Raw genomic sequence first — 21,805 nt, 5'->3', positions numbered from 1 at the left:
GAGGCGGAAAACCCGACTCTTCAACACCTAATCAGCACATAAAAATAGCTGAAAGTAGGAAAATCCTACTCTCAGCGAACATTTCCACCAACTAACCCACTGTTCGGAGGCTGAGAGGCGGAAAACCCGACTCTCAATACCTAATCAGCACATAAAATAGCTGAAAGTAGGAAAATCCTACTCTCAGCGAACATTTCCACCAACTAACCCACTGTTCGGAGGCTGAGAGGCGGAAAACCCGACTCTCAATACCTAATCAGCACATAAAAATAGCTGAAAGTAGGAAAATCCTACTCTCAGCTGGCTGCACCTACTATTAACCCACCATTTGCCGTCTGAAAGTTCGAAAACGGTACTCTCAGCACCAAACTAGCATCAAAATGCAACTGAGAGTTCCAAAATCAAACGCTCAGCTGGCGATCCCTTCAACCAACCTCCAATTCGGCGTTTTAGAGTTCCGATATCGAACTTTCAGATCCAAATTAGCGCTTAAAAATAGCTGAGAGTTCGAAAACCGAACTCTCAGCACCAAATCAGCACCAACTCCCCCCCTTATTCGGAGACTGAGAATCGGAAAGTCCGACTTTCAGCTCGATATCAGCACATAAAAAGATCTGAGAGTAGGAAAATCCTACTCTCAGCTAACATCCAACCAACTAACCCCCTGTTCCGAGGCCGAGAGGCGGAAAACCCGACTCTCAGCTCCAAATCAGCACAAAAAAATAGCCGAGAGTAGGAAAATCCTACTCTCGGCGAACCGCTAATTAGCATTAAAGCAACAGGTTGCTCAACCCGCCGTGCCCGTCACTTCGCCGTCTGCATCGATATGCTCGACGGCGGACAGCCCTTCGTACACCGTAGCGATGACGGTGCAAGACACCGTCTCTCCCGGCTGCAAGATCTGATGCGTTCCGCGATCCAGCCCGTCCTGCAGCCCGACCGGATAACCGGAACATGGCTCCAGCACGACGGTTTGCAGCTCGCGCCAGCCGCCATAGGAGGCGAACAGCCAGCATGTGGGCAGCACGCGGTTATCGTAGCTCAGACCAAATCCGATGCCTTCCCGCGTATGCGTCAAAGCGCACCAGCCAGCCTGCATATCCGTAGCGTATTGGAACTCGCTGACGCCTGACGAATGCGGCAGCACTTGGCGCATATCGTGCACGACACCAGCGTCATCCTCGGAATACGGCCACTGGTAGCTGTATGAGGTTTTACCCGTACGCGGCGTGCCGAAGCCCTCCATCTCCATGGTACGGGCAGGCAAATCGATCCGCGAATGCTCATCGGCTGCCATCGCCGCATGCAGCTTCCACAAATACGGCTGCGGCTTGCGGCCGAGATTCGTAATCGTATGGGCAAAACGCAGCTTGGATTCACCGGCGCGAAGCGTAACTCGCTTGCTCAGGCGCGATGCGCTGATCGGCGTCTCCACCCACATGTGAAGCGTGACTTCTTCAGGGTCCACCCGCTCCAGCGCATACTGCCACGGCAGCGTCCAAATCTCCCCGTGATCCGGGAACGGCTCGCCATCGATCGTCTCCGCGATATCATTCGGATACAGCTCATCCCAGCCGCCGAAAAAATGATCGTCATAGACCGTATGCAGCGCAAGCTTTCGCGGCTTCATCCGAGGATGATGCCACAGAAGATCCTTGCCGCGCGGCTTGAACGTGATCTGCCATATTTTCGCGCCTAGATCCGGCATAATGATGACACGGAGCAGCTCATTCTCCAGCAGCACCGTTCGAATGTCGTTATACGTCCAATTGGTATCCACCGTAACGGTCACAGGCATGCCCACCCTTTCGCCTCACAGGTTACTTCGTTAACCAGCTTCAAGCCCGAATCCGCACCCTACTCCGTTATCGTAGCCAGCAAATCCTCGCGCAGCGGCGTAAAGTTCTCGATCATCACCGTATTCTCCAGCGCCTTCACTTCATGCACCGCATCGCCGGGCACGTGAATTTGCTCGCCTGCGCTGACAATTGTCGTTTCGCCGTTCATCGTCATGGCGATTTTGCCGCTGATGACAAAAGTAAGCTGCTCATGCGGATGCGAATGCGCGGGACCGATTGACCCCGAGTCGAGCGTAAGCATCATGCTCATGATCGATTGGCCCGGGCGGAAAATTTTGCGGCTGATGCCGGCAATCGGCGAGTGCCATTCTTCAAAACGCGGCATTACGATGCACCTCCCGGAACCAGCAATACTTTCGACACGTTGCCCGGCGACCCGAGCAACGTCTCAAACCATTTCGCGCCATCGCTAAGCGGCGCCTCAATTACGCCTTCATCAAGCCCTATGCGGCCTTCCTCCAACCACTGGAGCGCCGTACGGAAATTCATAGCCGAATAGGCAAAAGAGCCCGTCATCGTAATCTCGCTTCGAATCGCGATATTAATCGGCAGCGCAGACTCTTCCTCATGCAGCCCCGTGAAAACCACCCGGCCTCCGGTCGCACAAGCCAGTACGCACTGCTTGCGCGTCAAGCCAGCGCCAACCGCATCTATAGCAATGTTCACGCCGCTGCCGCCGGTCAGCCGCTTCACTTCCTCCAGCGTATCAACGCCGGCTGGACAAATCACATGCTTCGCGCCAAGACGCCGCGCTATCGCAAGGCGATCCTCGTTCATGTCAACGGCAATGACATCACTTACGCCATATTGCAGCACCGCTTGCAGAGCCAGCAGCCCAATCGGCCCCATGCCGAGAATGAGCACCTTGTCCGTCGGCTTCGCAGCCGCGAGCTCGGCAACACGCACCGCGCACGCAGTCGGCTCCGCCAAAGCAGCCTGCTGCATCGTCATTCCATCCGGCACCGCATAGACGAACGCCGCCGGAATCTTCACATATTCCGCGTTGCTGCCCGGCAGCGCCGCGGAAAGCAGCTTCCGCGAGACGCACAGCTGCTGCCTGCCGCTCGCGCATCTGTCGCAATGGCCGCAGGTCACAAGCGGGTTCGCCGTGACGCGCTGTCCAATCGCCCATGCGCCGGAGGCTTCAACCCGGCTGCCCACGGAGGCAATCGTGCCGGAGAACTCGTGGCCGAAGATCATCGGCGGCTTTCGGAGCGAGTTTTTGCCTAAGTATCCGCTCAGCTCCGAACCGCAGATTCCGCTGTACGCGACCTGAATGACAACTTCGTCTTCCCCGGCGATCGGTGCCTCGACTTCCCTTACATTCATTTCCTTCGGGCCTTCATAGATAAGTGCTCGCATAGCCTCTAATCTCCTCTCAGGATGAAGAGGCGCAAGGAGACCATGCTCCCGCACCTCTCTCGTTTATCAAAAGGTTATCGACAATCCGCCATCAACCGGAATGACCGCGCCGCACATATACGATGCATCCTCCGATGCAAGGAACGCGATGACGCCTGCCACTTCTTCCGGCTGGCCCTGACGCCTTTGGGCGATTTTGCCGCGGGCGACATAAATATCTTGAAACCACGCCGTCTCATGCTCCTTCACGCCATCCACCACCGACATCGGCGTCTCGATAAACCCGAGCGCGACCGAGTTCACCCGAATGCCGGCATCGATCAGCTCCAGCGCCGTATTGCGCGTCAACTGGTCCATCGCGCCTTTCGCCGCATTGTAGCTCGATGATTCATCCAGCGCGCGGCTGCCGTTAATCGAGGACACATTGATGATCGAGCCGCGAGTTCCCTTGGCCGACATCATGCGCGCAGCGGCTTGTGTGCAGTGGAAGGTGCCGTCGACGATAATATCGAACACCTTGCGCCAGTCCTTCATCTCCGCGCCGAGGAATCGCATCGGTTCGAACGTCGCCGCATTGTTCACCAGAATATCAAGCTGCCCGTAGACGCTCTCCATTTGCGCGAACATCGCGGCAACCGCCGCTTCGTCCGACACATCGCATGCGATAAATGCAGCGCGATACCCTTGCTCGACCAGCGCTGCAGCAGCACGCTCTCCGACATCCGTGCGACGGCCCGTAAGGACAACCGATGCGCCTTCCGAGGCCAGGCGGCATGCCGTTGCATAGCCGACACCTGTTGCTCCGCCTGTAATCAGAGCCACCTTGCCGTCAAACCTGCCCGCTTTCGCCATGTGAGATGAATCCTCCTATTTGACGCGATATTTTTCCACGACTGCTTCATCGACCGTAACGCCAAGACCCGGACGATCCGGTACGTACACGTAGCCGTCCTTAAACGTAATCGCCTCCGAAACCAAGTCGCGTGCCAGCGGCGAAGTGGAAGCGGTATGCTCGATCATGAATCCGTTCGGAATCGCCGCAGCAAAATGCGTGCTCGCCGCAACCAGAATCCCCGTCTTAAACGCATGCGGTACAACAAGCTTATGACGCTCATGCGCCATGTACGCGATGCGTTTGCCTTCGGTCAGCCCGCCGCAGCGGCCCAAATCCGGCTGGACAATATCATGTCCGCCATCTTCAATCAACCGGCGGAACGCGGTCACGCCGCTCTCCTGCTCGCCGCCTGCTATGCGAAGCGTCGTCCGTCTGGACAGCTCCTGATAGCCGATCAGATCCTCCGGATGAAGCGGCTCCTCGAGCCAGAACACGCCGTACTTCTCATACACTTCCGCCATGCGGAGCGCGCCTTTCAAATCCCAAGCCAGACCGCCGTCGATCATCACGTCAATGTCTTCGCCGACGGTTTCGCGGATCGCGCGAATTTGCTGTTCATCGAATTTCGGATCGCGGCCGATCGGCCCCCAGCCGAACTTCATCGCCTTGTAACCTTCCGAAGCGAACTGACCTGCAAGGCGAACCGCCTCTTCAATCGTGTCCGGCATAAGCGAGCTCGCATAAGCTTTCAGCTTGGAACGGTACGTGCCGCCGAGCATCTCGGACACCGGACGTCCGGCCTTCTTGCCGGCAATATCCCACAGCGCCATATCGATGCCGCTCATCGCATGCATGACCGGACCGCCGCGTCCGAAATAGATCGTACCGCGGTACATTTTATCCCACAGACGATCGATTTCAAGCGGATTTTCGCCAATTAGAAGCGAGCGGAGACCCGTAGCAATCGAGTGAGAAGGCGGTGCATCAATGGCAGCCTTCGCCACAAGCGGAACAGAGTCAACCTCACCATAGCCGGTAATCCCTTCATCCGTATGAATGCGGATCATAAGCGTATCCTGCGTACCATCGCAGCGCTCAGCATCCAAATCCGGAATACGCAAATAAATCGATTCCACTTCTGTAATTCTCATTGCCGGTTCCCCCTGCTCGCGTAATATCTTCATGCCGTAAAATGTTCGCCGCATTCATAATGTTTAGCGCTTACATTGAATTAAACTTATTGTAGTTCTGGGCTCGAATTATTGTCAACAATATTCATCCTAATTGTTTATTGCCGTTTGTTAACAAAATACAAAATAAGTGCATTTTCTAAGCATACAACGTATACTAGGATTTATCCGGTTAACCCGGCACCATCATGGGGGTCTTACTCTTATAAGGGAGCAATTCTGATATGGCTGAATTCACATTCAAGCAGCAAGCAAATACGTCACTTCGCGAGAAAGTGACGCATGATTTACGAGAAGCGATCCTTAACGGACATCTGCAGCCCGGCGCGCGCATTAAAGAGATGGAGATTGCAGAGCAAATGGGGGTCAGCCGCGGCCCTATTCGCGAAGCGATCCGCCAGCTCGAACGCGAAGGCCTGCTGCACTCCGTTCCCTATAAAGAAACGATCGTCGCCGATCTGGATGCCGATGAAGTGCAGCACATCCTCATGCCGATCCGCTTCCATATCGAGTGGTTTGTAGTGAAACGGTATTTGGACAAGCTGGACGAGCCATTCTTCAGCAAGCAGCAGGGCATCATCGATGAGATGAGAGAAGCTGTGGCGAGCGGCACGAAGAGTCGGCTCGTTGATCTGGATATTCTTTTTCACCAGTCCATTCTGGAAATGGCCGCTGAACGCACGGTCATGCTCACATGGCAAAGCATCGTCAATCAGATCCGCCTGCATTTCTCCAAAAACCTGCCGTTCTACGACTTGGACCACATGGAGAAGGATCATCAGGATCTGCTCGATGCGTTTCGAACGAAGGATCTGGAGCTGATCCAGCAAGCGATTCTGAACCATCTCCACAGCGACGACAATCTGCTTTGCTTTACCAAATCATGATTCATCTCCTTAAACGAGACCGCAATGGTCTCGTTTTTTTTTATTTCTCCCTGTGCGCGCTAACAGAACTAACAAAAACCTAATCGTTTTCCGCACCTTTTCACAACATTATTTAATAGTTTAGGTGGATAATGATTCATGTCACAACAATGCCTGCAATGAACCACAGCTTCCATAAAATGAGACAATAGAAAGTTGGTCCTAGTCATGAAACGCAATTTATTCGCACTAACGCTTCGAAACAAGCTTATTCTGGCTTTTACGGCTATCCTGCTTATTCCGAGCCTTGCCATTGGCTGGTTCTCGTACGGTACCGCCAAAGATCAAATTGAAGCACGAATGAACGCGACCGTTAACGAAAATGTCCGCGTGCTGGATCAAATGCTTACCGGCTATGTCGAGCCGATTCGCAGGGACGTCGATTTCCTCTCGCAAAGTCTATCCGCGGCTGATGCCGTTGACCTGCAAGGCAAACTCGAGAAGTTTGGGAAGCTTCATCCGGAGATTGACAATACGTTCGCCGGCACCGCAACGGGTGAAATGCTCCTCACGCCTAAGCAGGAGCTGCCGGAGGATTTTGACCCACGGACACGGCCTTGGTATGAGCAAGCAATGAAGCAGAACGGTCAAATTATCGTTACGGCTCCTTATGTCAATGCAACGGACGGCAAAATCGTCGTGACCATCGCCAAATCCGCGCCGGATCATTCGTACGTTATCGGCGTTGACCTTAATCTAGGCGCTCTATCCAAGCAAATTCAGATGGTGAAGATCGGCAAAGACGGTTATGTGACGATCTCCGGCGCAGACAAAACCTACTTGATTCACCCGAAGGCGCAGCCCGGAGCTCCCGTGCCTACAGCAATCGCAACCCCGATGTATGCAGCTGATTCCGCCTTATTCACCTACGAAGAGAAGGGCCAGACGATGAAGGAATCCGTCATTACGAACACCATGACAGGCTGGAAGCTTGCGGGAACGTTCAGCGTGGATGAAATCAATGCGGATGCGGCGGCCATTCTGTATCAAACCATTCTTGTTATCGTAATCTGCATGGTTGTCGGCGCAGCGCTCATCTATTTCATCATCCGCTCCATCGTCGCTCCGATTCGAAGATTGATCGCCGTTTCCAAACAAATCAGCGGCGGTGATTTAACAGTTGCTATCGATACGTCGCGCGGCAACAGTGACGAAATTTCGCAGCTGGGCACAAGCTTCAACGATATGATTCATTCCCTGAAGACGTTGCTCATCGAGGTGAACGAAACCTCTCATCAGCTCGCCGCTTCTTCCGAGCAGCTCTCCGCCAGCTCCGATCAAACGTCGGTCGCTACACAATTCATCGCAGAAAACATTCAACTGATGGCAGTCGGCGCCGAGAAGCAAGTGAACAGCGTAAAGCTCGGCTCCTCTTCGGTCGATGAGATGTCTAAAGGTGTGGAAGAGATCGCCTCCAATGCACAGCAAGTAACCGAAGTGGCGGTTCAAACCTCCCATATCTCGGCGGAGGGCAACGAAGCGATTCAAACTGCGGTAGCGCAAATGCAGTCGATCGAGCGCACTTTTGAGCATCTGTCCCACGTCATTACCAATTTGTCCGAGCAATCGCTAGAAATCAGTCAAATGGTCGGTATGATTCAAGAGATATCGAGCCAAACAAACCTGTTATCTTTGAACGCATCGATTGAAGCAGCCAGAGCCGGCGAGCATGGGAGGGGTTTTGCCGTGGTCGCTCAAGAGGTAAAGAAGCTGGCCGAGCAAACCGCCCTTTCCTCCAAGGGCGTTATCGAGGTCGTCCAATCGATGCAGAGCAGTACGCATATGGCCGTTGAATCCATGCAAGCCACATCGGTTGAAGTAACGGAGGGAATTGCCGTTATCAGCCGCGCGGGCGTGTTGTTCAAGCAAATTCAAGGCTCTGTGCTCGAGGTGGAATCGCAGATTAAAGAGGTTACTTATGTCTCCCAGCAGATTTCGAATGACGGCAGAGAAACAGTAGCTGCAATTGGGGCGATTTCCGAGGTTGTGGAAGAGAACGCAATGGCTACGCAAAATGTGTCCGCCGCCGCGCAGCAGCAGCTTGCATCGATGGAAGAAATCGCCGCATCGGCCGCCTTCCTGACCAAGATGGCCGAGGATTTGCAGGAACGTGTAGATCGGTTTAAGTTGTAAATAGGATAAGGGGCAGCGGCTCTCAGGCGCATCGCGAGATGGCTTAAGGCTGCTGCCCCTTTGTTAATGATGCTGTGCTGGCGCTGCCAATGCTCCGAAATTTATCCATTCCGCCAAATTTGCCCTCATGTAGATCCCCTCGTACCCTTCTTTCGCCCATTCCGCCAAACTTACTCTCATGTAGATCCCCTCGTATTCTTCTTTCGCTCATTCCGCCAAATTCACTCTCATGTAGATCCCCTCGTACCCTTCTTTCGCCCATTCCGCCAAACTTACTCTCATGTAGATCCCCTCGTACCCTTCTTTCGCCCATTCCGCCAAACTTACTCTCATGTAGATCCCCTCGTATTCTTCTTTCGCTCATTCCGCCAAATTCACTCTCATGTAGATCCCCTCGTACCCTTCTTTCGCTGAGACCTCAACTCTTCCCGCCACAAAAATATAAAATCCCCACCAAGGAACGGATAACCGTTCCCCGGCGGGGATTTTCAATTTAAGGCCTGCCGATCCGCATCGGCAGGCGCGGGAGGTGCTCGGTCCGTTTGGCGAAGTCGCCGCAGACGGAGTCGACCTGCTCCAAATGGGTGCGCCGCTCCTCAGTGGCACTGTTTAGCATCGCTTTGCCGTAATAGTGCTCGCCGCGAAAATGGGCATGCATCAAGATATAGCTGCGCAGCTCATCGATCTCGTCATCCTTAAAGCGCTGGCACAGATTCAAGGTGAACATTCGGCGCTGCGAGCTTCCTCCGAAGGAAGCGTGAAACAGATTGTGGTCGAACACCAGCACATCGCCGGGCGCGACATCGAGTACCTGTGCCGGCAGGTCTGCGCCATGGATGCCAAGCTGGCCAATGGACCGGCAAACTTTTGCCGCATCCTGTCCATACTGGTCATCTAAGCGATGCGTCCCGGGCATTACGCGAAGCGCTCCGTTTGACCCGTCCAGCTCATCCAGATACAAGGCCATCTTGATATGCCGGCGCGCCCGGTTCTCCCCATCCCGATGCCAAGGCGTGTCGCCGGTGTAGTAGTTCCCGTCACTGCCCATGTAGTTGAAATCCTCGCCCAGCAGCGATTTCGCTATCCCGGCAATCCGCGGGTCATCGACCAACGAGCACAGCCGCTCGCGCTGGTCGACGAACGGAACGATCATCGTACGCTTGGAGCCGTCATGTTTTTCCTCCAGCATCGGGAAAACCGCTTCGAATTCCTCCGTGATCCATTCATGATCAGCCTTCAAGAGTCCGGCAAACTTAATAAAGCCAAAGGTATCAAAGAACGCAAGCTGCTCATCCGTCAACTTCATCATTCATGCTCCTCCCATTGTCTTTCATGCGCAATACTCTATCTTGAACTACTGAACTGCCCCCGCCTATGCCCATGCATCCGTAACCGATACCGCTGCCGTGACCGCGACCGCCCCACTATACTCCTTAAAGGGAAGCGGCGAGCAGCTCCTTCAACCCAACCTCCGGCGCGGCAACCGGGAAATATTCCAGTCCCATGTAGCCTTCATAACCAGCGGCATCAATGGCCTCAAATATCCGCCCATAATGCAGCTCCCCCGAGCTCAGCTCATGGCGACCCGGATTGCCCGCAGCATGGAAGTGACCGATCAGCTCCAAATTCGGAAGAATGTTGGCAAGCAAATTGCCCTCCATAATTTGTTGATGATAGATATCGAAGACCAGCTTCACATTCGGACTTCCGACCTGACGGATTATATGAAAAGCTTCTTCCGATGAAGATAAATAATAACCTTTATGATCAACAAGCGTGTTTAGCGGTTCCAGCACGATCGTGATGCCGGCTTCCTCGACAAGCGGCGCGCTCGCGCGAAGTCCGTCAATGATGGATTGCTGCTGCACTTCCCGCGGCACATCGGCAAGTTCCTGCCCGACCGTCAAAATCAAAGTGCGGCAGTTAAGCCGCTTGGCAGCGACAATGCTCTCTCGAAGTCCTTCCAGATAGACCTCTCGCAATGCTTCGTCGACCAAGTTCGCCGATTTCACGCACATGGACGCTACCGTCATGTTGTAATCGCTCGCAAGTTGTGCAAGACGTTCCACATCCTTATCCCACCACGACCAGAACTCGACGGTGTCATACCCGATGCCGCGAACTTCCTCTAAGCTCGCGAAAAAATCCTTCCCATGATACAAAGCATCCAAACATACGGACAGTTTCATTACAGCATCCCCTTAGAACCTGACTTGGCGCTATCGAGTCGATTATAGGACTGCAAGTGCCCGGCTGTAAAGAAGATAATGGAAAAGGGCCGAGCACCGGATTTGATCCGAATGCCCAGCCCTCTGGTTACGCCAATTCGTTAAACTTCCACCTGAAAAGCTTGCTTCAATGTCGTAATTCCTTTGCTCGCCACTTCCGCAGCCGTAAGGCTTCCGAAGTCCTCGATGAACAATTCCACCGACAGAAAACCGCGGTAGCCGGAAGCGTACAACACTTCGGCTATTTCTTTCAAAGGAGCAACGCCTTCTCCGGGGAATACCCGCTGAGCATCCGTAATGACTTCCCTTGAAGGAGCAGCCGGATAGTCATTGGCATGCACGATGCCAATCTGACTGCCTTGAAGCTGCTTCAAGTCCTCAACGCTGCTTCCACCCGTGTACATATGGAACGGGTCCAGCAATACTTGTGCTTGCTCGATGCCGGAAGCAAGAACGACTTCCTTCGCTTCGTTAACGTTCGAAAGATTGCTCGCTTTTCCCCAGAACTCCAAATAAACATCAATGCCGATCTCGCGGCCAAGCGCCGTCAGTTCCGCATAATACTGTCCCATTTCGCTCAAGGAAACACTGGCCACATCGCCAAAAGGAGGCGCAGCCGCAGCGCGGCAGCCCAGCTCAGCAAGCATGCGCAGCTCTCGCTCCGCTTGGGCAAAACCCTCGGCACGAACGGCTGCATCGGCATCCGCCCACTTGAAGAATGCGATTGCGTTCGCAAACGCAACGTTGTTCCGAGTCAAGCACTCTCTGATTTGCTCCGCAGTACCGCCGCCCGCAAGGAAAGCTTCAATATCCGAAACCCACAGCTCAATACCTTCATAACCTGCTTCGGCAGCAACCGTGATCTGCTCCAGCACATTCAGCTTAAAAGGGAATAATGTCGACGCGTTCAATGACGCTTGGAATGGAAACATAGCTTCGTTCCTCCTATTTTGCAGACGAGTGAATCAGCCTACAGTTTAACCGGCAGCGTTCTGCCTTCCTCACTGCTTTGAAGCGCAAGCTCGATCAGACGGATCGCATTTCGCGCTTCTTCCGGTTTTACATTCAGCTCCGCTTGTCCGGTGATATGCTTGTAAATATTGTCATAATATCCCTTGTAAGACGAGTGAAACGTTTCAACAACGCCTTCAAAGTGCATGCTTCCGATCGAAGAATTGAGCTTTCCCCAATTTTCGCGCGGTTCAATGCCGAATCCGCGATCGCCGGGCATCGCTCCGCCAATCAGCGCGGCCTCTTGCGGATCCGTTCCGTATTTGACGAAAGAGCCTTCCGTGCCATGCAATACATAACGCGGGCTGGCTTCGCGCACAAACTTCGAGGATTTCACTCTTACTTTCATCTGATTGCCATAGAACAAGGTCACATCGAAGAAATCATGAGCCTCTGCTCCTTCTCGCTGCACGCGGACATCGCCGTTAACGGCATCCGGAATGCCGAAGAGCGTAAGGGCTTGGTCGAAGAGATGAACGCCCAGATCGTAGAACACGCCTGTACCCGGCTGCGCTCCTTCACGCCAGTTCGTCGATCTCATGACCGGGTCGAAGCCGTCCCATGAGAAAGTGCAGTCTCTTACTTCGCCGATCATGCCTTGACGAAGCAGCTCCTTGACGGTCAAGTAATCGCCGTCATATCTGCGGTTATGATAGACGCTCAGCACTTTGCCCTGCTCTTTGGCCAGCGCAATCAGCTCGTCCGCTTCTGCGGAAGTCGGTGTGAACGGCTTCTCCACAACCACATGCTTGCCAGCGAGCAGCGCGTCTTTTACGAAAGCGTAGTGATCCGTGCTCGGCGTCGTAACGATAATGAGGTCGATGCTCGGATCCTCGTACAAATGACGGACGTCGTTCACGACATTTACCCCAGGGTATTTGTCCTTCGAATGGGCGGTTCTGCGCTCAACAACGGCAGCCAGCTCCAGCCCGTCAACAGCATCTACAAATGGCGCATGAAAAATACGGCCGGCAAAACCGTAACCGATCAGTCCAACTCGAATTTTTTCACTCATGATTTTAAGACCCCCATCTTATTTCAAATGTGCTAAACGTCTAGTTGATTATATTTCAAGCCAAGCGGCAGTGGAGCCGGAACTTCGCAAGGTGCTGCAACTGCAATATGTTTGCCGCTCTCGGCACTATCGAGTATGCCAATTGTAATATCGAGCACATGACGGGACAGCTCTCCGCTTGCCCGGTGCGGTCTGCCGGATTGAATCGCGTAAGCCATGTCGGCTACGCCAATGCCGCGGCTGTTCTTCGAGAAACCGTGGGAATACGGGAACTCTTTCACCGTACCGTTTGCTTGCTGGAGCGTAATTGCACCGTCAAACATGTTAGGATCGTTCACTACCAGATTGCCTTCTGTACCGTAAATCTCGAGGCGCGGCGTATAACCGAAGCTCTCTTTGCCAACTTGCAGCGTTGCGGATACACCGTTATCAAACTCCAGCAAGGCCGAAACATGCATAGGCGCCGTAATAGGCACCGTTTCGCCAACACGAGGCGATTTGGGATTCGTAACCGTAAACTCACGGTTCACATTGCCTACGGAGCCCGACACTTTGCGAACCGGACCAAGCAAATTAACGAATGCCGTCAAATAGTATGGAGCCATATCAAAAAGTGGATCCCAGCCGGTTTGCAGGTAATTGTGGAACTGAGGATGCATCGCATCGTAAGCGTTCCCCATAATGATCAAGCCGCTTGCCGCATAAGGCGTACCGATCCAGCCATCTTCAATCAGCTTCCGAGCGGTTTGAAGGCCTGCACCTAGGAACGTATCCGGCGCGATTCCGACGCGGAGCCCTTTATCGCGAGCCAGGTCGAGGACGCGGTCGGCATCTTCACGTGTTAGCGCGAACGGCTTTTCCGCATAGACATGCTTGCCCGCATGCAGGATTTGCAAGTTTACATCCGTATGAACAGTCGGGGAAGTTAAGTTAATGACGATTTCGACCTCAAGCATTGCCAGTAATTCTTGAGGTGAGCACGCTTTGGGAATGCCGAACTCTTCTGCACGCTTTTGCGCCGATTCTACGAACAGATCCGCTATGGCTACAACTTCAAGCACGCCGCTGAAGATGCCCATGCAGTTCTCCAGATAAATGCCGCTGATTGCGCCGCTGCCAATGATACCTACTTTCGTTTTACGCATACGTCCACCTTTCCTGATCCAACACCGTTAGGTTTAATAGAATAAACTTGCTACCGTTCAACTTCTCTCTATAATGCCGTATCTCCTTCTTTCTTTCCAGTCTAAAATTTGGGGGATTCGCGTTCACATTTATTTTCCCGGTTCTACTATGGTAAAGTTTGAATTAGCAATGTAGAGAACAATTCGGAAAAATCGCATCTGGCGGAATGAGCGCCTACGGGAGGCAGAACGATGATTGAGCGTAGTTTTCAGCTGCAATGCGAAGATGGCACCGTTCGTTATGCTTGTGAATGGAGGCCCGAGAATCGGCAGCTCGTTCGAGCCGTTATTGGTCTCATCCACGGAATGGGTGAGCATATCGGCCGTTATGAGCATGTTGCTGAAATGTTTACGGCAGCGGGGTATGCGGTCTTCGGCTTCGATCAGGTCGGACATGGGAAGAACGAGGGCAAACGCGGGCATACACCTACTTATGATGCGCTGCTTCACGGCGTTGATTCGATGCTGATTGCGGCAAAAGAGAGCTACCCGGATACACCGGTATTCCTATACGGACATAGCATGGGCGGCAACGTTACGCTGAACTACGTTCTCCGGCGGAAACCGGACGTGAACGGGGTGATCGTAACTGGCCCTTGGCTAATGCTCGCCTTCAACCCGCCTCCGCTCCAAGTGATGATTGCGCGGGTGATCAATCGATTATTCCCCTCTTATACCAATAAAAGACCTATGAACGGTGACCATTTGACTTCTGATCCGGTCATGCTCAAACGATATCAAGAGGATCCGCTTGGCCACGGCTCCATCACCGCTCGTTTCTTCCTCAGCGTTCAAGGTGCCGGGATGTGGGCGTTAAAACATGCTGCCGAATGGCGTTTGCCGCTGCTGCTCATGCATGGTGGGAGCGACAAAGTAACCTCAATCAAGGCGAGTCGGCAGTTCGCCGACTTAGCCGGCGCGCCTTGTACCTTCATCGAATGGCCCAGCCTCAAGCACGAGCTCCACAACGAGCTCGATCGCGATGACGTGTTCGACACGGTGAAGGAGTGGCTGGCCAAGCAGCTTGGCGAGTAGCCCGGGACTCGCTTGGCGCGAGGTTGGCGGCGGGCGGTGGGTGGCGCTCTCGGCGCTTGGCGCGAGGGTGAGGTTGGGGCTGAGAGTCGGGTTTTGCGACTCTCAGCTTCTTTTTTGAGCGATTTCGGCTGTGAGAGTCGCGTTTTACGACTCTCGCGCTCCGGCGCGAGCGGGGTTGTGGGGGGTTCGATGCTGAGAGTCGGACTTTGCGACTCTCAGCTTCTTTTTTGAGCGATTTCGGCGGTGAGAGTCGCGTTTTACGACTCTTGCGCTCCGGCGCGAGCGTGATTGTGGGTGTTTCGATGCCGAGAGTCGTCTTTTGCGACTCTCAGCTTCTTTTTTGAGCGATTTCGGCGGTGAGAGTCGTGTTTCACCACTCTCAGCTATATTGGCATTTCCTCTGCTGAGAGTTGCTTTTTTCTACTCTCAGCTATGTATCGAGGGTGGAGTCCATGCGTGCGAAGCTACTTTTCCGCAGCTGCGGGTACTGTTAGCGGCATATCCGCTTGACGTGTGCCTTTCGCGCCATTTCTGCCACCGTTAGCGGATATGCCGCTTATGGCGGTGGAGTCCATGCGAGGGAAGCTACTTTTCCGCAGCTGCGGGCACTGTTAGCGACATATCCGCTTAACGTGCGCCTTTCGCGCCATTTCTGCCACCGTTAGCGAATATGCCGCTTATGGAGGTGGAGTCCATGCGAGGGAAGCTGCTTTTCCTCAGCTGCGATACTCGGGGGCACTAACGATCCTGCCCGGTTGTCGAGCAGCAAGAGCGGCGTAACAACCCGCACCCGCTAACCGCCCGCGGATGTGCCGGCCCCCGGCGCGCACCGCGCGCCGCAACAAAAAAGTCGAGAACAAGCTGCATCGCGCAGCCTATTCTCGACTCTATCCTCTTTACCCCAGGACGATCCGATCGTCCGCCAGCTGGCGGCCGCTGATTTGCTCGAATTCGCCGAGCAGCTGCGGAACCGTCAGGTCGCGTTTGCGTGATTCCGGAATGTCCAGAATGATGCGGCCTTTATCCATCATGATCAAGCGATTGCCGAGGCGGATCGCCTGCTCCATGTTGTGCGTCACCATCAGCGTCGTCAGCTTCATCTCGCGGACGATCTCTTCGGTAAGCACCGTGATGAGCTCCGCCCGAGCCGGGTCAAGCGCTGCCGTGTGTTCATCCAGCAGCAAAATTTGCGGCTTCGTGAACGTCGCCATCAACAGGCTGAGCGCTTGGCGCTCTCCGCCGGACAGCAGGCCGACCTTCGCGCTCATCCGTTCCTCGAGGCGAATGCCAAGGCGCTGCAGCTGCTCGCGGAACAGCTTGCGCTTCACCTTACTGGAGCCCCAGTTAAGCCCCCGCTTCTTACCGCGCATATACGCCATCGACAGGTTCTCTTCGATCGACATCGTCGGAGCGGTACCTGCCATCGGATCCTGGAAGACGCGCCCGATCCAGCGGCTGCGTTCATGCTCCGGCAGATGGTGAATCGCTTTGCCATCGATGCGAACCTCGCCGATATCCGGTTTCATGACGCCGGAAATGATGTTCATCAGCGTTGATTTACCTGCACCGTTACTGCCGATTACGGTAACGAAGTCGCCGGGATTCAGCTTCAGCTGGATATTCATGAGCGCGATCTTCTCATCCGGCGTTCCGGGATTGAATAACTTGGATACTTGTGCAATTTCCAACATGTTAGGCTTGACCTCCCTTACTGCCAGCCGCAACGAGCAGCTCCTGGGTTCGTTTGCGGGCCAAAACCTTCTGCTTCATCGAGCGCCGAACGGTCGGGATGACCAATGCAGCGACGACGATTAAGGCCGTAATCATTTTCAAATCCGAAGCATCGAAGAACTCGACGCGCAAAGCCAGCGCGTAAATAATCCGGTACACGATGGAGCCGAGAACGGCTGCCAATGTCGCTTGAAACACCGTTCGGAAGCCGAAAATCGCTTCCCCGATAATAACCGAAGCCAGTCCAAGTACGATCGTGCCGACCCCCATGGACATATCCGCAAAACCGGATTCCTGCGCGATTAACGCACCGGACAGCGCAACGAGTCCGTTCGACAGACTCACGCCGATGATTTTGGTCGTATCCGTGTTGGTACCCAGGCTGCGAATCATGCGGGCATTGTCGCCGGTTGCACGAAGCGCGAGTCCCACATCCGTATGAAGGAACCCATCCAGCAGCAGCTTAACGAGCAGCACAAGCACGGCCAGAACCGGAATGAACACCCAGCTATTGTCCGAAATAGCGGAGAACAACGTATCTGTATTCACAAGCGAAATGTTCGGCTTACCCATAATCCGCAGATTGATGGAATAAAGCGCGATCATCATCAGAATACCGGCAAGCAGCCCGTTGATTTTGCCTTTCGTATGAAGAAGGCCCGTCAACGCACCCGCGGCCAACCCGCAAAGAAACGCACAAAGGGTTGAAATCCACGGCTCGTAGCCATGCGTAATCATGATCGCCGCAACAGCGCCGCCTGTCGTATAGCTGCCGTCAACAGTCAAATCGGGAAAATCGAGTATGCGGAACGTGATGTAGACGCCGATCGCCATTAAAGCATACAGCAGACCAAGCTCTACCGCTCCGATCATTGATCCTAGCATCGTCATAGCCTCCTTAATAAAATAGAAAAGGAGCGAGCGACAGGAACCGCCCACTCCGATTAACCTTTATTTATTTAATGATGTTAGTGTCTTGATCTTTCACTTCGCTCTTCATCTCGTCTGTAACCGTGATGCCTTGTGCTTCAGCGGCTTTCAGGTTAAGGATAAGATCCAGCTTCTCCGGCACAGTTACTTTCATGTCAGCCGGTTTCTTGCCATCCTTCAAAATTTCAACGGCCATTTGACCAACTTGGTAGCCATGGTCATAGTATTTGAAGCCTACCGTTGCAAAAGCACCCTTCTCAACCGTATCGCGATCGCTCGAGAAGAATGGGATTTTGTTATCGTTAGCTACTTTAATAATGGAGTCAACGCTGCTTACGACTGTGTTATCCAGTGCGATGTAAAGGGCATCTGCACGACCAACCAGCGATTCAGCCGCTTGGCTTACTTCGGAAGTTGCCGTTACAGGCGCTTTAAGCAGCTTGATGTTGTGCTCGGCAAGAGCTTTCTCAGCCAGGTCTGCCATAATAACCGCATTCGGCTCGCCCTCGTTGATGACCATACCTACCGTTTTCACGTTCGTGAATTTACTTGCGACAAATTCCATCAGCTGCGTAATCGCTGCCGGGTTCGTATCGGACGCACCGGAAACGTTACCGCCCGGCTTGTCCAAGCTGCTGACGATCTTCGCCGCGAGCGGATCGGTTACAGCCGCGAACAATACCGGATTTTCTTTCTCTTCTTGTACAACCGCAAGCGCGGATGGTGTTGCGATACCAAGAATAAGATCATAGTCTTTGGAAGCGAGCTTCTGGGCGATGGATAGATTATTGCTGGCATCCGCTTGCGCGTTATTCATATCAACCTTCAGGTTGTCGCCTTCCGTAATACCGGCATCCTTAAGCGCAGCCAGGAAACCTTCGCGTGTTGCATCAAGCGACGGATGCTCGACATATTGCGAGATCGCGATCGAATACGTTTTGGAGTCTGCGTTGTTGCCAGAACCTGACGTGTTGTCATTTTTGGCCCCGCAGCCAGTAACCGCTACAAGTGCAGCCGCTGAGATTAGGAGAGAAGCAATCATCTTTTTCTTCACAATTATTACCCCTTTTCATCTAATGTTTGTCTAGTACCCCGTTAACGCACATATGCTTTGACTCGGAAAAGTGCCAAAGTGATATTCCTTATTCTAACGGCGAGGACACAATTTCGTCAATTTATTAAACAAATTAAATGGTTTTCCATTGTTTAGGGGTCGTTCCGTACGTTTTCTTGAACAATCGGATAAAATAACTCGTCTCCATCCCAAGCTGCATGGCAACCTTCTCCACGCTGCCGTTGGCACCACCAAGCTCCTCCAAGAGCTGCACTGCACGCTTCATTCGGATGCGATTCATATACTGATTCGGCGTCATGCCATAACTGCTCACGAACAACCGATGAAAATGCTGCACGGAGTAACCGGACGCTCGGGCCACATTCGTAAGCAGCAATCGTTCATTATAATGATCATGCATCAGCTGAACGCCTGCCTTCAGCGCGGCATTGCCATCGCCTCCGGGGGTAACCGATTGCTTCAGCTCCATCCCGCTGTGGCCCCGAATAGCAGTCAACAGTAAGTCATAAGCGCCGAGCGAGGCCTCCCAATAGCCGTCCTCGCCGCTTACGCTGATCAGATGCCACAGCAGCTCGAGCTTCTCCCACAGTTCTTGAAAGTTAGTGGGTTCGAAGAGATAATGTTTATCCTGCTCAGCCCTTGCTGCCACCGTTGCCGCTGCCGCTGCCGCTGCCGTTGCCGCTGCCGTTGCCGTTGCCGTATCGGATGATCCCATAATCGTATCCAGCATCGCTTCCGCCGCCGCCCCCCGGAATGCCACAAAACCAAGCTCCCACTGCCCGCCTGCGGAGGCCGGATAATATTCATGGATCACATGCTCCCTCAGCAGCAATGCGCTGCCCGGCTTCAGCACGATATTCTCACTGCCATTGATGCCGAATATGCCTGTGCCTTGTCGAGTCAGGAACAGCTGCGGTGTGGGGAATCCTTCGGGCCTTATCAAATGCTTCTGTTCATGGCTGCCTATGCAATAGACGGATAGCGGCAAAGGTTTATTCCGCTGAGACTGATCTGCCAGCAGAAAGGGGAGCATCATCTCCATCTCCTTTTATGTTCGAATTATCCGATTTATTATTCGTTCCGTTCGATGTTAATAACCTAATAATATTCTATTATGGAGTTCATAGAGACCGCAAACTCAAATCCGTAATGCGCGAATTGTACGATAATAAACAGGAGGATTACTAACCATGACGACGAAGCTTCAAAAGTTTCCCCCAATAAGTGACAAGCTCCCTGTTTTCATGCATGGCGCCGACTATAATCCGGACCAGTGGCAGCACGATCCGGAGGTGCTTGCCGAAGATATTCGGCTCATGAAGCTCGCAGGCTGCAATACGATGGCTGTGGGCATTTTCGCATGGGCTGCGCTGGAGCCGGAGGAAGGCGTGTTCACCTTCGAATGGATGGATCGCCTGCTCGATACCTTCGCTTCAAATGGCATCTATGCTTGGCTCGCTACGCCAAGCGGCGCGCGTCCCGCATGGATGGCACAGCGATATCCCGAAGTGCTTCGCGTAGAAGCCAACCGTGTACGCAACCTGTTCGGCATGCGCCATAACCACTGTTTCACATCGCCTGTTTACCGCGAGAAGACAGCAATTATGAATACGAAGCTTGCTGAGCGATACGGCAATCATCCTGCTGTTCTGGGTTGGCATATTTCGAATGAATATAACGGCGAATGTCATTGCGAGTACTGCCAGGATGCTTTTCGAGCTTGGCTGAAGGCCAAATACGGTACGCTGGCTGCGCTGAACGCAGCGTGGTGGACGACGTTCTGGGCGCATACCTATACGAATTGGGAGCAGATTGAATCTCCGGCTCTCCATGGTGAATTCCTGGTCCATGCTCATAATCTGGATTGGCGACGGTTCGTCAGCGACCAGACGGCGGATTTCTGCAGGCACGAGGTTGCTTCGGTTCGACCATTCAATCCGCAGCTTCCGATTACGACCAATATGCATATGATCGAAGGGCTGGATTACCGCAAGCTGGCCCAAGAAATTGATGTCATTTCGTGGGATGCTTATCCGACTTGGCATGCAGCGACGGATGACAGCGGATTGGCGGCATTCTTTGCTTTCTATCATGATCTGTATCGTTCCTTGAAGCGAAAACCTTTTCTGCTTATGGAAAGCACGCCGAGCTTAACGAACTGGCAGCCGGTCAGCAAGCTGAAGCGTCCCGGCATGCATCGCCTTTCTTCCCTTCAAGCGGTGGCGCATGGCTCCGATTCGGTGCAATACTTCCAATGGCGCAAAAGCCGCGGCTCCAGCGAGAAGTTTCACGGCGCAGTCGTCGATCACGACGGAACGGAGCATACGCGCGTATTCCGCGACGTTGCTTCGCTTGGGAAGACGCTGTCCGGCTTGACGGAGGTGCTGGGCAGCGCGACGCCATCGCAAACGGCGCTGCTCTTCGATTGGGATAATCGGTGGGCGATCAAGGACTCGCAAGGACCGCGGAACATCGGGCTGCATTATGAAGAAACCGTCGTTGCGCATCACAAAGCTTTCTGGGATCTTGGCGTTCCCGTTGATGTTGTCGGCTCCGAGGAAGACTGGTCCGGCTACAGCCTAATCGTCGCTCCGATGCTGTATCTGTGCACCGAAGAGACAGGCCGCCGCCTGGAGAAGTTTGTGGAGAACGGCGGTACGCTTGTGACAACGTATTGGTCGGGCATTGTCGGCGCTACCGATCTCTGCCATCTCGGCGGATTCCCGGGGCCGCTGCGCAAGACGCTGGGCATCTGGGCCGAGGAAATCGAAGGACTGTATGAGCATGACCGCAATGGTTTGGTTCTTGCTGACGGCAACCCGCTTGGGCTCAGCGGCACGTATGAGTCGCATGAAATCTGTGAAATTATCCATTCCGAAGGCGCGGAAGTGCTCGGCGTTTATGAGAGTGACTTCTATGCCGGGCAGCCGGCACTGACTGTGAATAGACTTGGGACAGGTCTCGCTTATCATATGGCGACGCGGCTTAAGGGAGATTTTCTGCGTGACTTCTATGCCCGTATTGTGGAAGAGGCAGGCGTCAGCCGCACGCTGGACTCGGATCTGCCGGATGGCGTGACGGCGCAGCTGCGCTCCGATGGGGAGCATGATTATATTTTCGTGATGAATTTCAGCGGCAAGGCGCAGACCGTAACGCTGGATGAGCGTGCCTACGAAGATCTTGAGACTGGGGCAGCGGTTGATGAATCGGCCCAGCTTGAGGCGAACGGGGTTCTATTGCTGAAGAGGAAAACGCAGGCGTAATATGCGAGTACTGAAGAATAGAAAAGGC

Annotated in this window: 19 protein-coding genes; 4 read left to right on the top strand and 15 right to left on the bottom strand. The window is 53.7% G+C overall.

Annotation, left to right across the window (positions count from 1 at the left end):
- Positions 1–787 precede the first annotated feature (787 nt).
- The 5 genes from I8J30_RS18510 to I8J30_RS18490 all read right to left on the bottom strand — a co-directional run bounded on the left by I8J30_RS18510 (position 788) and on the right by I8J30_RS18490 (position 5,207).
- On the bottom strand, positions 788–1,792 hold the full coding sequence (locus I8J30_RS18510) for a DUF4432 family protein (RefSeq protein WP_210660551.1): 1,005 nt from the start codon (positions 1,790–1,792) through the stop codon (positions 788–790).
- Positions 1,793–1,857: 65 nt separating this feature from the next.
- Positions 1,858–2,184: a cupin domain-containing protein gene (locus I8J30_RS18505; protein WP_210660549.1), complete on the bottom strand. Its 327-nt coding sequence runs from the start codon at positions 2,182–2,184 to the stop codon at positions 1,858–1,860.
- Positions 2,184–3,221 carry a zinc-dependent alcohol dehydrogenase gene (locus tag I8J30_RS18500; RefSeq protein ID WP_210660547.1) on the bottom strand — a complete coding sequence of 346 codons (1,038 nt, stop codon included), beginning with the start codon at positions 3,219–3,221 and terminating at the stop codon, positions 2,184–2,186. The genes I8J30_RS18505 and I8J30_RS18500 overlap by 1 nt, the downstream gene beginning before the upstream one ends.
- 66 nt (positions 3,222–3,287) lie before the next feature.
- Positions 3,288–4,073: an SDR family NAD(P)-dependent oxidoreductase gene (locus I8J30_RS18495; RefSeq protein WP_210660545.1), complete on the bottom strand. Its 786-nt coding sequence runs from the start codon at positions 4,071–4,073 to the stop codon at positions 3,288–3,290.
- A gap of 15 nt (positions 4,074–4,088) precedes the next feature.
- Positions 4,089–5,207, bottom strand: coding sequence for a mandelate racemase/muconate lactonizing enzyme family protein (locus I8J30_RS18490; protein WP_210660543.1), 1,119 nt, complete (start codon positions 5,205–5,207; stop codon positions 4,089–4,091).
- Positions 5,208–5,470: 263 nt separating this feature from the next.
- Between I8J30_RS18490 and I8J30_RS18485 the strand changes: the two genes are divergently transcribed.
- Positions 5,471–6,133 (top strand): GntR family transcriptional regulator, encoded by a 663-nt coding sequence (locus I8J30_RS18485; protein WP_210660542.1) that lies wholly within the window; start codon positions 5,471–5,473, stop codon positions 6,131–6,133.
- A gap of 207 nt (positions 6,134–6,340) precedes the next feature.
- Entirely contained in the window at positions 6,341–8,305 is a 1,965-nt protein-coding gene (locus I8J30_RS18480; RefSeq protein WP_210660540.1) for a methyl-accepting chemotaxis protein, read from the top strand.
- A 207-nt stretch (positions 8,306–8,512) separates the two neighbouring features.
- Here I8J30_RS18480 and I8J30_RS33760 read toward each other — a convergent pair whose 3' ends face one another.
- The 6 genes from I8J30_RS33760 to I8J30_RS18455 form a co-directional block, all read right to left on the bottom strand.
- Positions 8,513–8,638, bottom strand: coding sequence for a hypothetical protein (locus tag I8J30_RS33760; RefSeq protein ID WP_276316149.1), 126 nt, complete (start codon positions 8,636–8,638; stop codon positions 8,513–8,515).
- A gap of 160 nt (positions 8,639–8,798) precedes the next feature.
- Positions 8,799–9,614 carry a phytanoyl-CoA dioxygenase family protein gene (locus I8J30_RS18475; protein WP_210660538.1) on the bottom strand — a complete coding sequence of 272 codons (816 nt, stop codon included), beginning with the start codon at positions 9,612–9,614 and terminating at the stop codon, positions 8,799–8,801.
- A gap of 124 nt (positions 9,615–9,738) precedes the next feature.
- Positions 9,739–10,494, bottom strand: a complete 756-nt coding sequence (locus I8J30_RS18470) for a hydroxypyruvate isomerase family protein (protein WP_210660536.1) — start codon at positions 10,492–10,494, stop codon at positions 9,739–9,741.
- 140 nt (positions 10,495–10,634) lie between these two features.
- Positions 10,635–11,465: a sugar phosphate isomerase/epimerase family protein gene (locus I8J30_RS18465; RefSeq protein WP_210660534.1), complete on the bottom strand. Its 831-nt coding sequence runs from the start codon at positions 11,463–11,465 to the stop codon at positions 10,635–10,637.
- Between the two features lie 38 nt (positions 11,466–11,503).
- A complete protein-coding gene (locus I8J30_RS18460; protein WP_210660533.1) occupies positions 11,504–12,559 on the bottom strand; it encodes an oxidoreductase in 1,056 nt (351 codons plus the stop codon).
- A gap of 32 nt (positions 12,560–12,591) precedes the next feature.
- Positions 12,592–13,704 (bottom strand): Gfo/Idh/MocA family protein, encoded by a 1,113-nt coding sequence (locus I8J30_RS18455; protein ID WP_210660531.1) that lies wholly within the window; start codon positions 13,702–13,704, stop codon positions 12,592–12,594.
- A gap of 231 nt (positions 13,705–13,935) precedes the next feature.
- Here I8J30_RS18455 and I8J30_RS18450 point away from each other — a divergent pair, with 231 nt between their 5' ends.
- The gene (locus I8J30_RS18450; RefSeq protein WP_210660529.1) at positions 13,936–14,778 is read left to right on the top strand and encodes an alpha/beta hydrolase; all 843 of its coding nucleotides are present in this window, start codon (positions 13,936–13,938) and stop codon (positions 14,776–14,778) included.
- 896 nt (positions 14,779–15,674) lie between these two features.
- On the opposite strand, the gene I8J30_RS18445 is transcribed toward I8J30_RS18450, so the two are convergent.
- From I8J30_RS18445 to I8J30_RS18430, 4 genes are all read right to left on the bottom strand, one after another.
- Entirely contained in the window at positions 15,675–16,469 is a 795-nt protein-coding gene (locus tag I8J30_RS18445) for an ABC transporter ATP-binding protein (protein WP_091223382.1), read from the bottom strand.
- A gap of 1 nt (position 16,470) precedes the next feature.
- Positions 16,471–17,394, bottom strand: a complete 924-nt coding sequence (locus I8J30_RS18440; RefSeq protein ID WP_210660527.1) for an ABC transporter permease — start codon at positions 17,392–17,394, stop codon at positions 16,471–16,473.
- 70 nt (positions 17,395–17,464) lie between these two features.
- Entirely contained in the window at positions 17,465–18,493 is a 1,029-nt protein-coding gene (locus I8J30_RS18435) for an ABC transporter substrate-binding protein (RefSeq protein ID WP_338044890.1), read from the bottom strand.
- A 133-nt stretch (positions 18,494–18,626) separates the two neighbouring features.
- Positions 18,627–19,550 carry an AraC family transcriptional regulator gene (locus I8J30_RS18430; RefSeq protein ID WP_240548175.1) on the bottom strand — a complete coding sequence of 308 codons (924 nt, stop codon included), beginning with the start codon at positions 19,548–19,550 and terminating at the stop codon, positions 18,627–18,629.
- Between the two features lie 154 nt (positions 19,551–19,704).
- On the opposite strand from I8J30_RS18430, the gene I8J30_RS18425 reads away from it, so the two are divergent.
- Complete coding sequence (locus I8J30_RS18425; RefSeq protein WP_210660525.1) at positions 19,705–21,777, top strand: beta-galactosidase; 2,073 nt, start codon at positions 19,705–19,707, stop codon at positions 21,775–21,777.
- Positions 21,778–21,805: the final 28 nt, after the last annotated feature.

The organism is Paenibacillus lignilyticus, from assembly GCF_017942085.1.
GTDB classification, from domain to species: domain Bacteria; phylum Bacillota; class Bacilli; order Paenibacillales; family Paenibacillaceae; genus Paenibacillus_Z; species Paenibacillus_Z lignilyticus.
The sequence above is the reverse complement of the archived record's forward strand: the minus strand, read 5'-3'. Positions and strand labels throughout refer to the sequence as shown.

Bases quoted from the DNA above. Each gene is read 5' to 3' on its own strand.
- I8J30_RS18505 (WP_210660549.1), bottom strand. From the start codon at position 2,184: ATGCCGCGTTTTGAAGAATGGCACTCGCCGATTGCCGGCATCAGCCGC.
- I8J30_RS18500 (WP_210660547.1), bottom strand. From the start codon at position 3,221: ATGCGAGCACTTATCTATGAAGGCCCGAAGGAAATGAATGTAAGGGAA.
- I8J30_RS18495 (WP_210660545.1), bottom strand. From the start codon at position 4,073: ATGGCGAAAGCGGGCAGGTTTGACGGCAAGGTGGCTCTGATTACAGGC.
- I8J30_RS18490 (WP_210660543.1), bottom strand. From the start codon at position 5,207: ATGAGAATTACAGAAGTGGAATCGATTTATTTGCGTATTCCGGATTTG.
- I8J30_RS18485 (WP_210660542.1), top strand. From the start codon at position 5,471: ATGGCTGAATTCACATTCAAGCAGCAAGCAAATACGTCACTTCGCGAG.
- I8J30_RS18480 (WP_210660540.1), top strand. From the start codon at position 6,341: ATGAAACGCAATTTATTCGCACTAACGCTTCGAAACAAGCTTATTCTG.
- I8J30_RS33760 (WP_276316149.1), bottom strand. From the start codon at position 8,638: ATGAGAGTAAGTTTGGCGGAATGGGCGAAAGAAGGGTACGAGGGGATC.
- I8J30_RS18475 (WP_210660538.1), bottom strand. From the start codon at position 9,614: ATGATGAAGTTGACGGATGAGCAGCTTGCGTTCTTTGATACCTTTGGC.
- I8J30_RS18470 (WP_210660536.1), bottom strand. From the start codon at position 10,494: ATGAAACTGTCCGTATGTTTGGATGCTTTGTATCATGGGAAGGATTTT.
- I8J30_RS18465 (WP_210660534.1), bottom strand. From the start codon at position 11,465: ATGTTTCCATTCCAAGCGTCATTGAACGCGTCGACATTATTCCCTTTT.
- I8J30_RS18460 (WP_210660533.1), bottom strand. From the start codon at position 12,559: ATGAGTGAAAAAATTCGAGTTGGACTGATCGGTTACGGTTTTGCCGGC.
- I8J30_RS18455 (WP_210660531.1), bottom strand. From the start codon at position 13,704: ATGCGTAAAACGAAAGTAGGTATCATTGGCAGCGGCGCAATCAGCGGC.
- I8J30_RS18450 (WP_210660529.1), top strand. From the start codon at position 13,936: ATGATTGAGCGTAGTTTTCAGCTGCAATGCGAAGATGGCACCGTTCGT.
- I8J30_RS18445 (WP_091223382.1), bottom strand. From the start codon at position 16,469: ATGTTGGAAATTGCACAAGTATCCAAGTTATTCAATCCCGGAACGCCG.
- I8J30_RS18440 (WP_210660527.1), bottom strand. From the start codon at position 17,394: ATGCTAGGATCAATGATCGGAGCGGTAGAGCTTGGTCTGCTGTATGCT.
- I8J30_RS18430 (WP_240548175.1), bottom strand. From the start codon at position 19,550: ATGATGCTCCCCTTTCTGCTGGCAGATCAGTCTCAGCGGAATAAACCT.
- I8J30_RS18425 (WP_210660525.1), top strand. From the start codon at position 19,705: ATGACGACGAAGCTTCAAAAGTTTCCCCCAATAAGTGACAAGCTCCCT.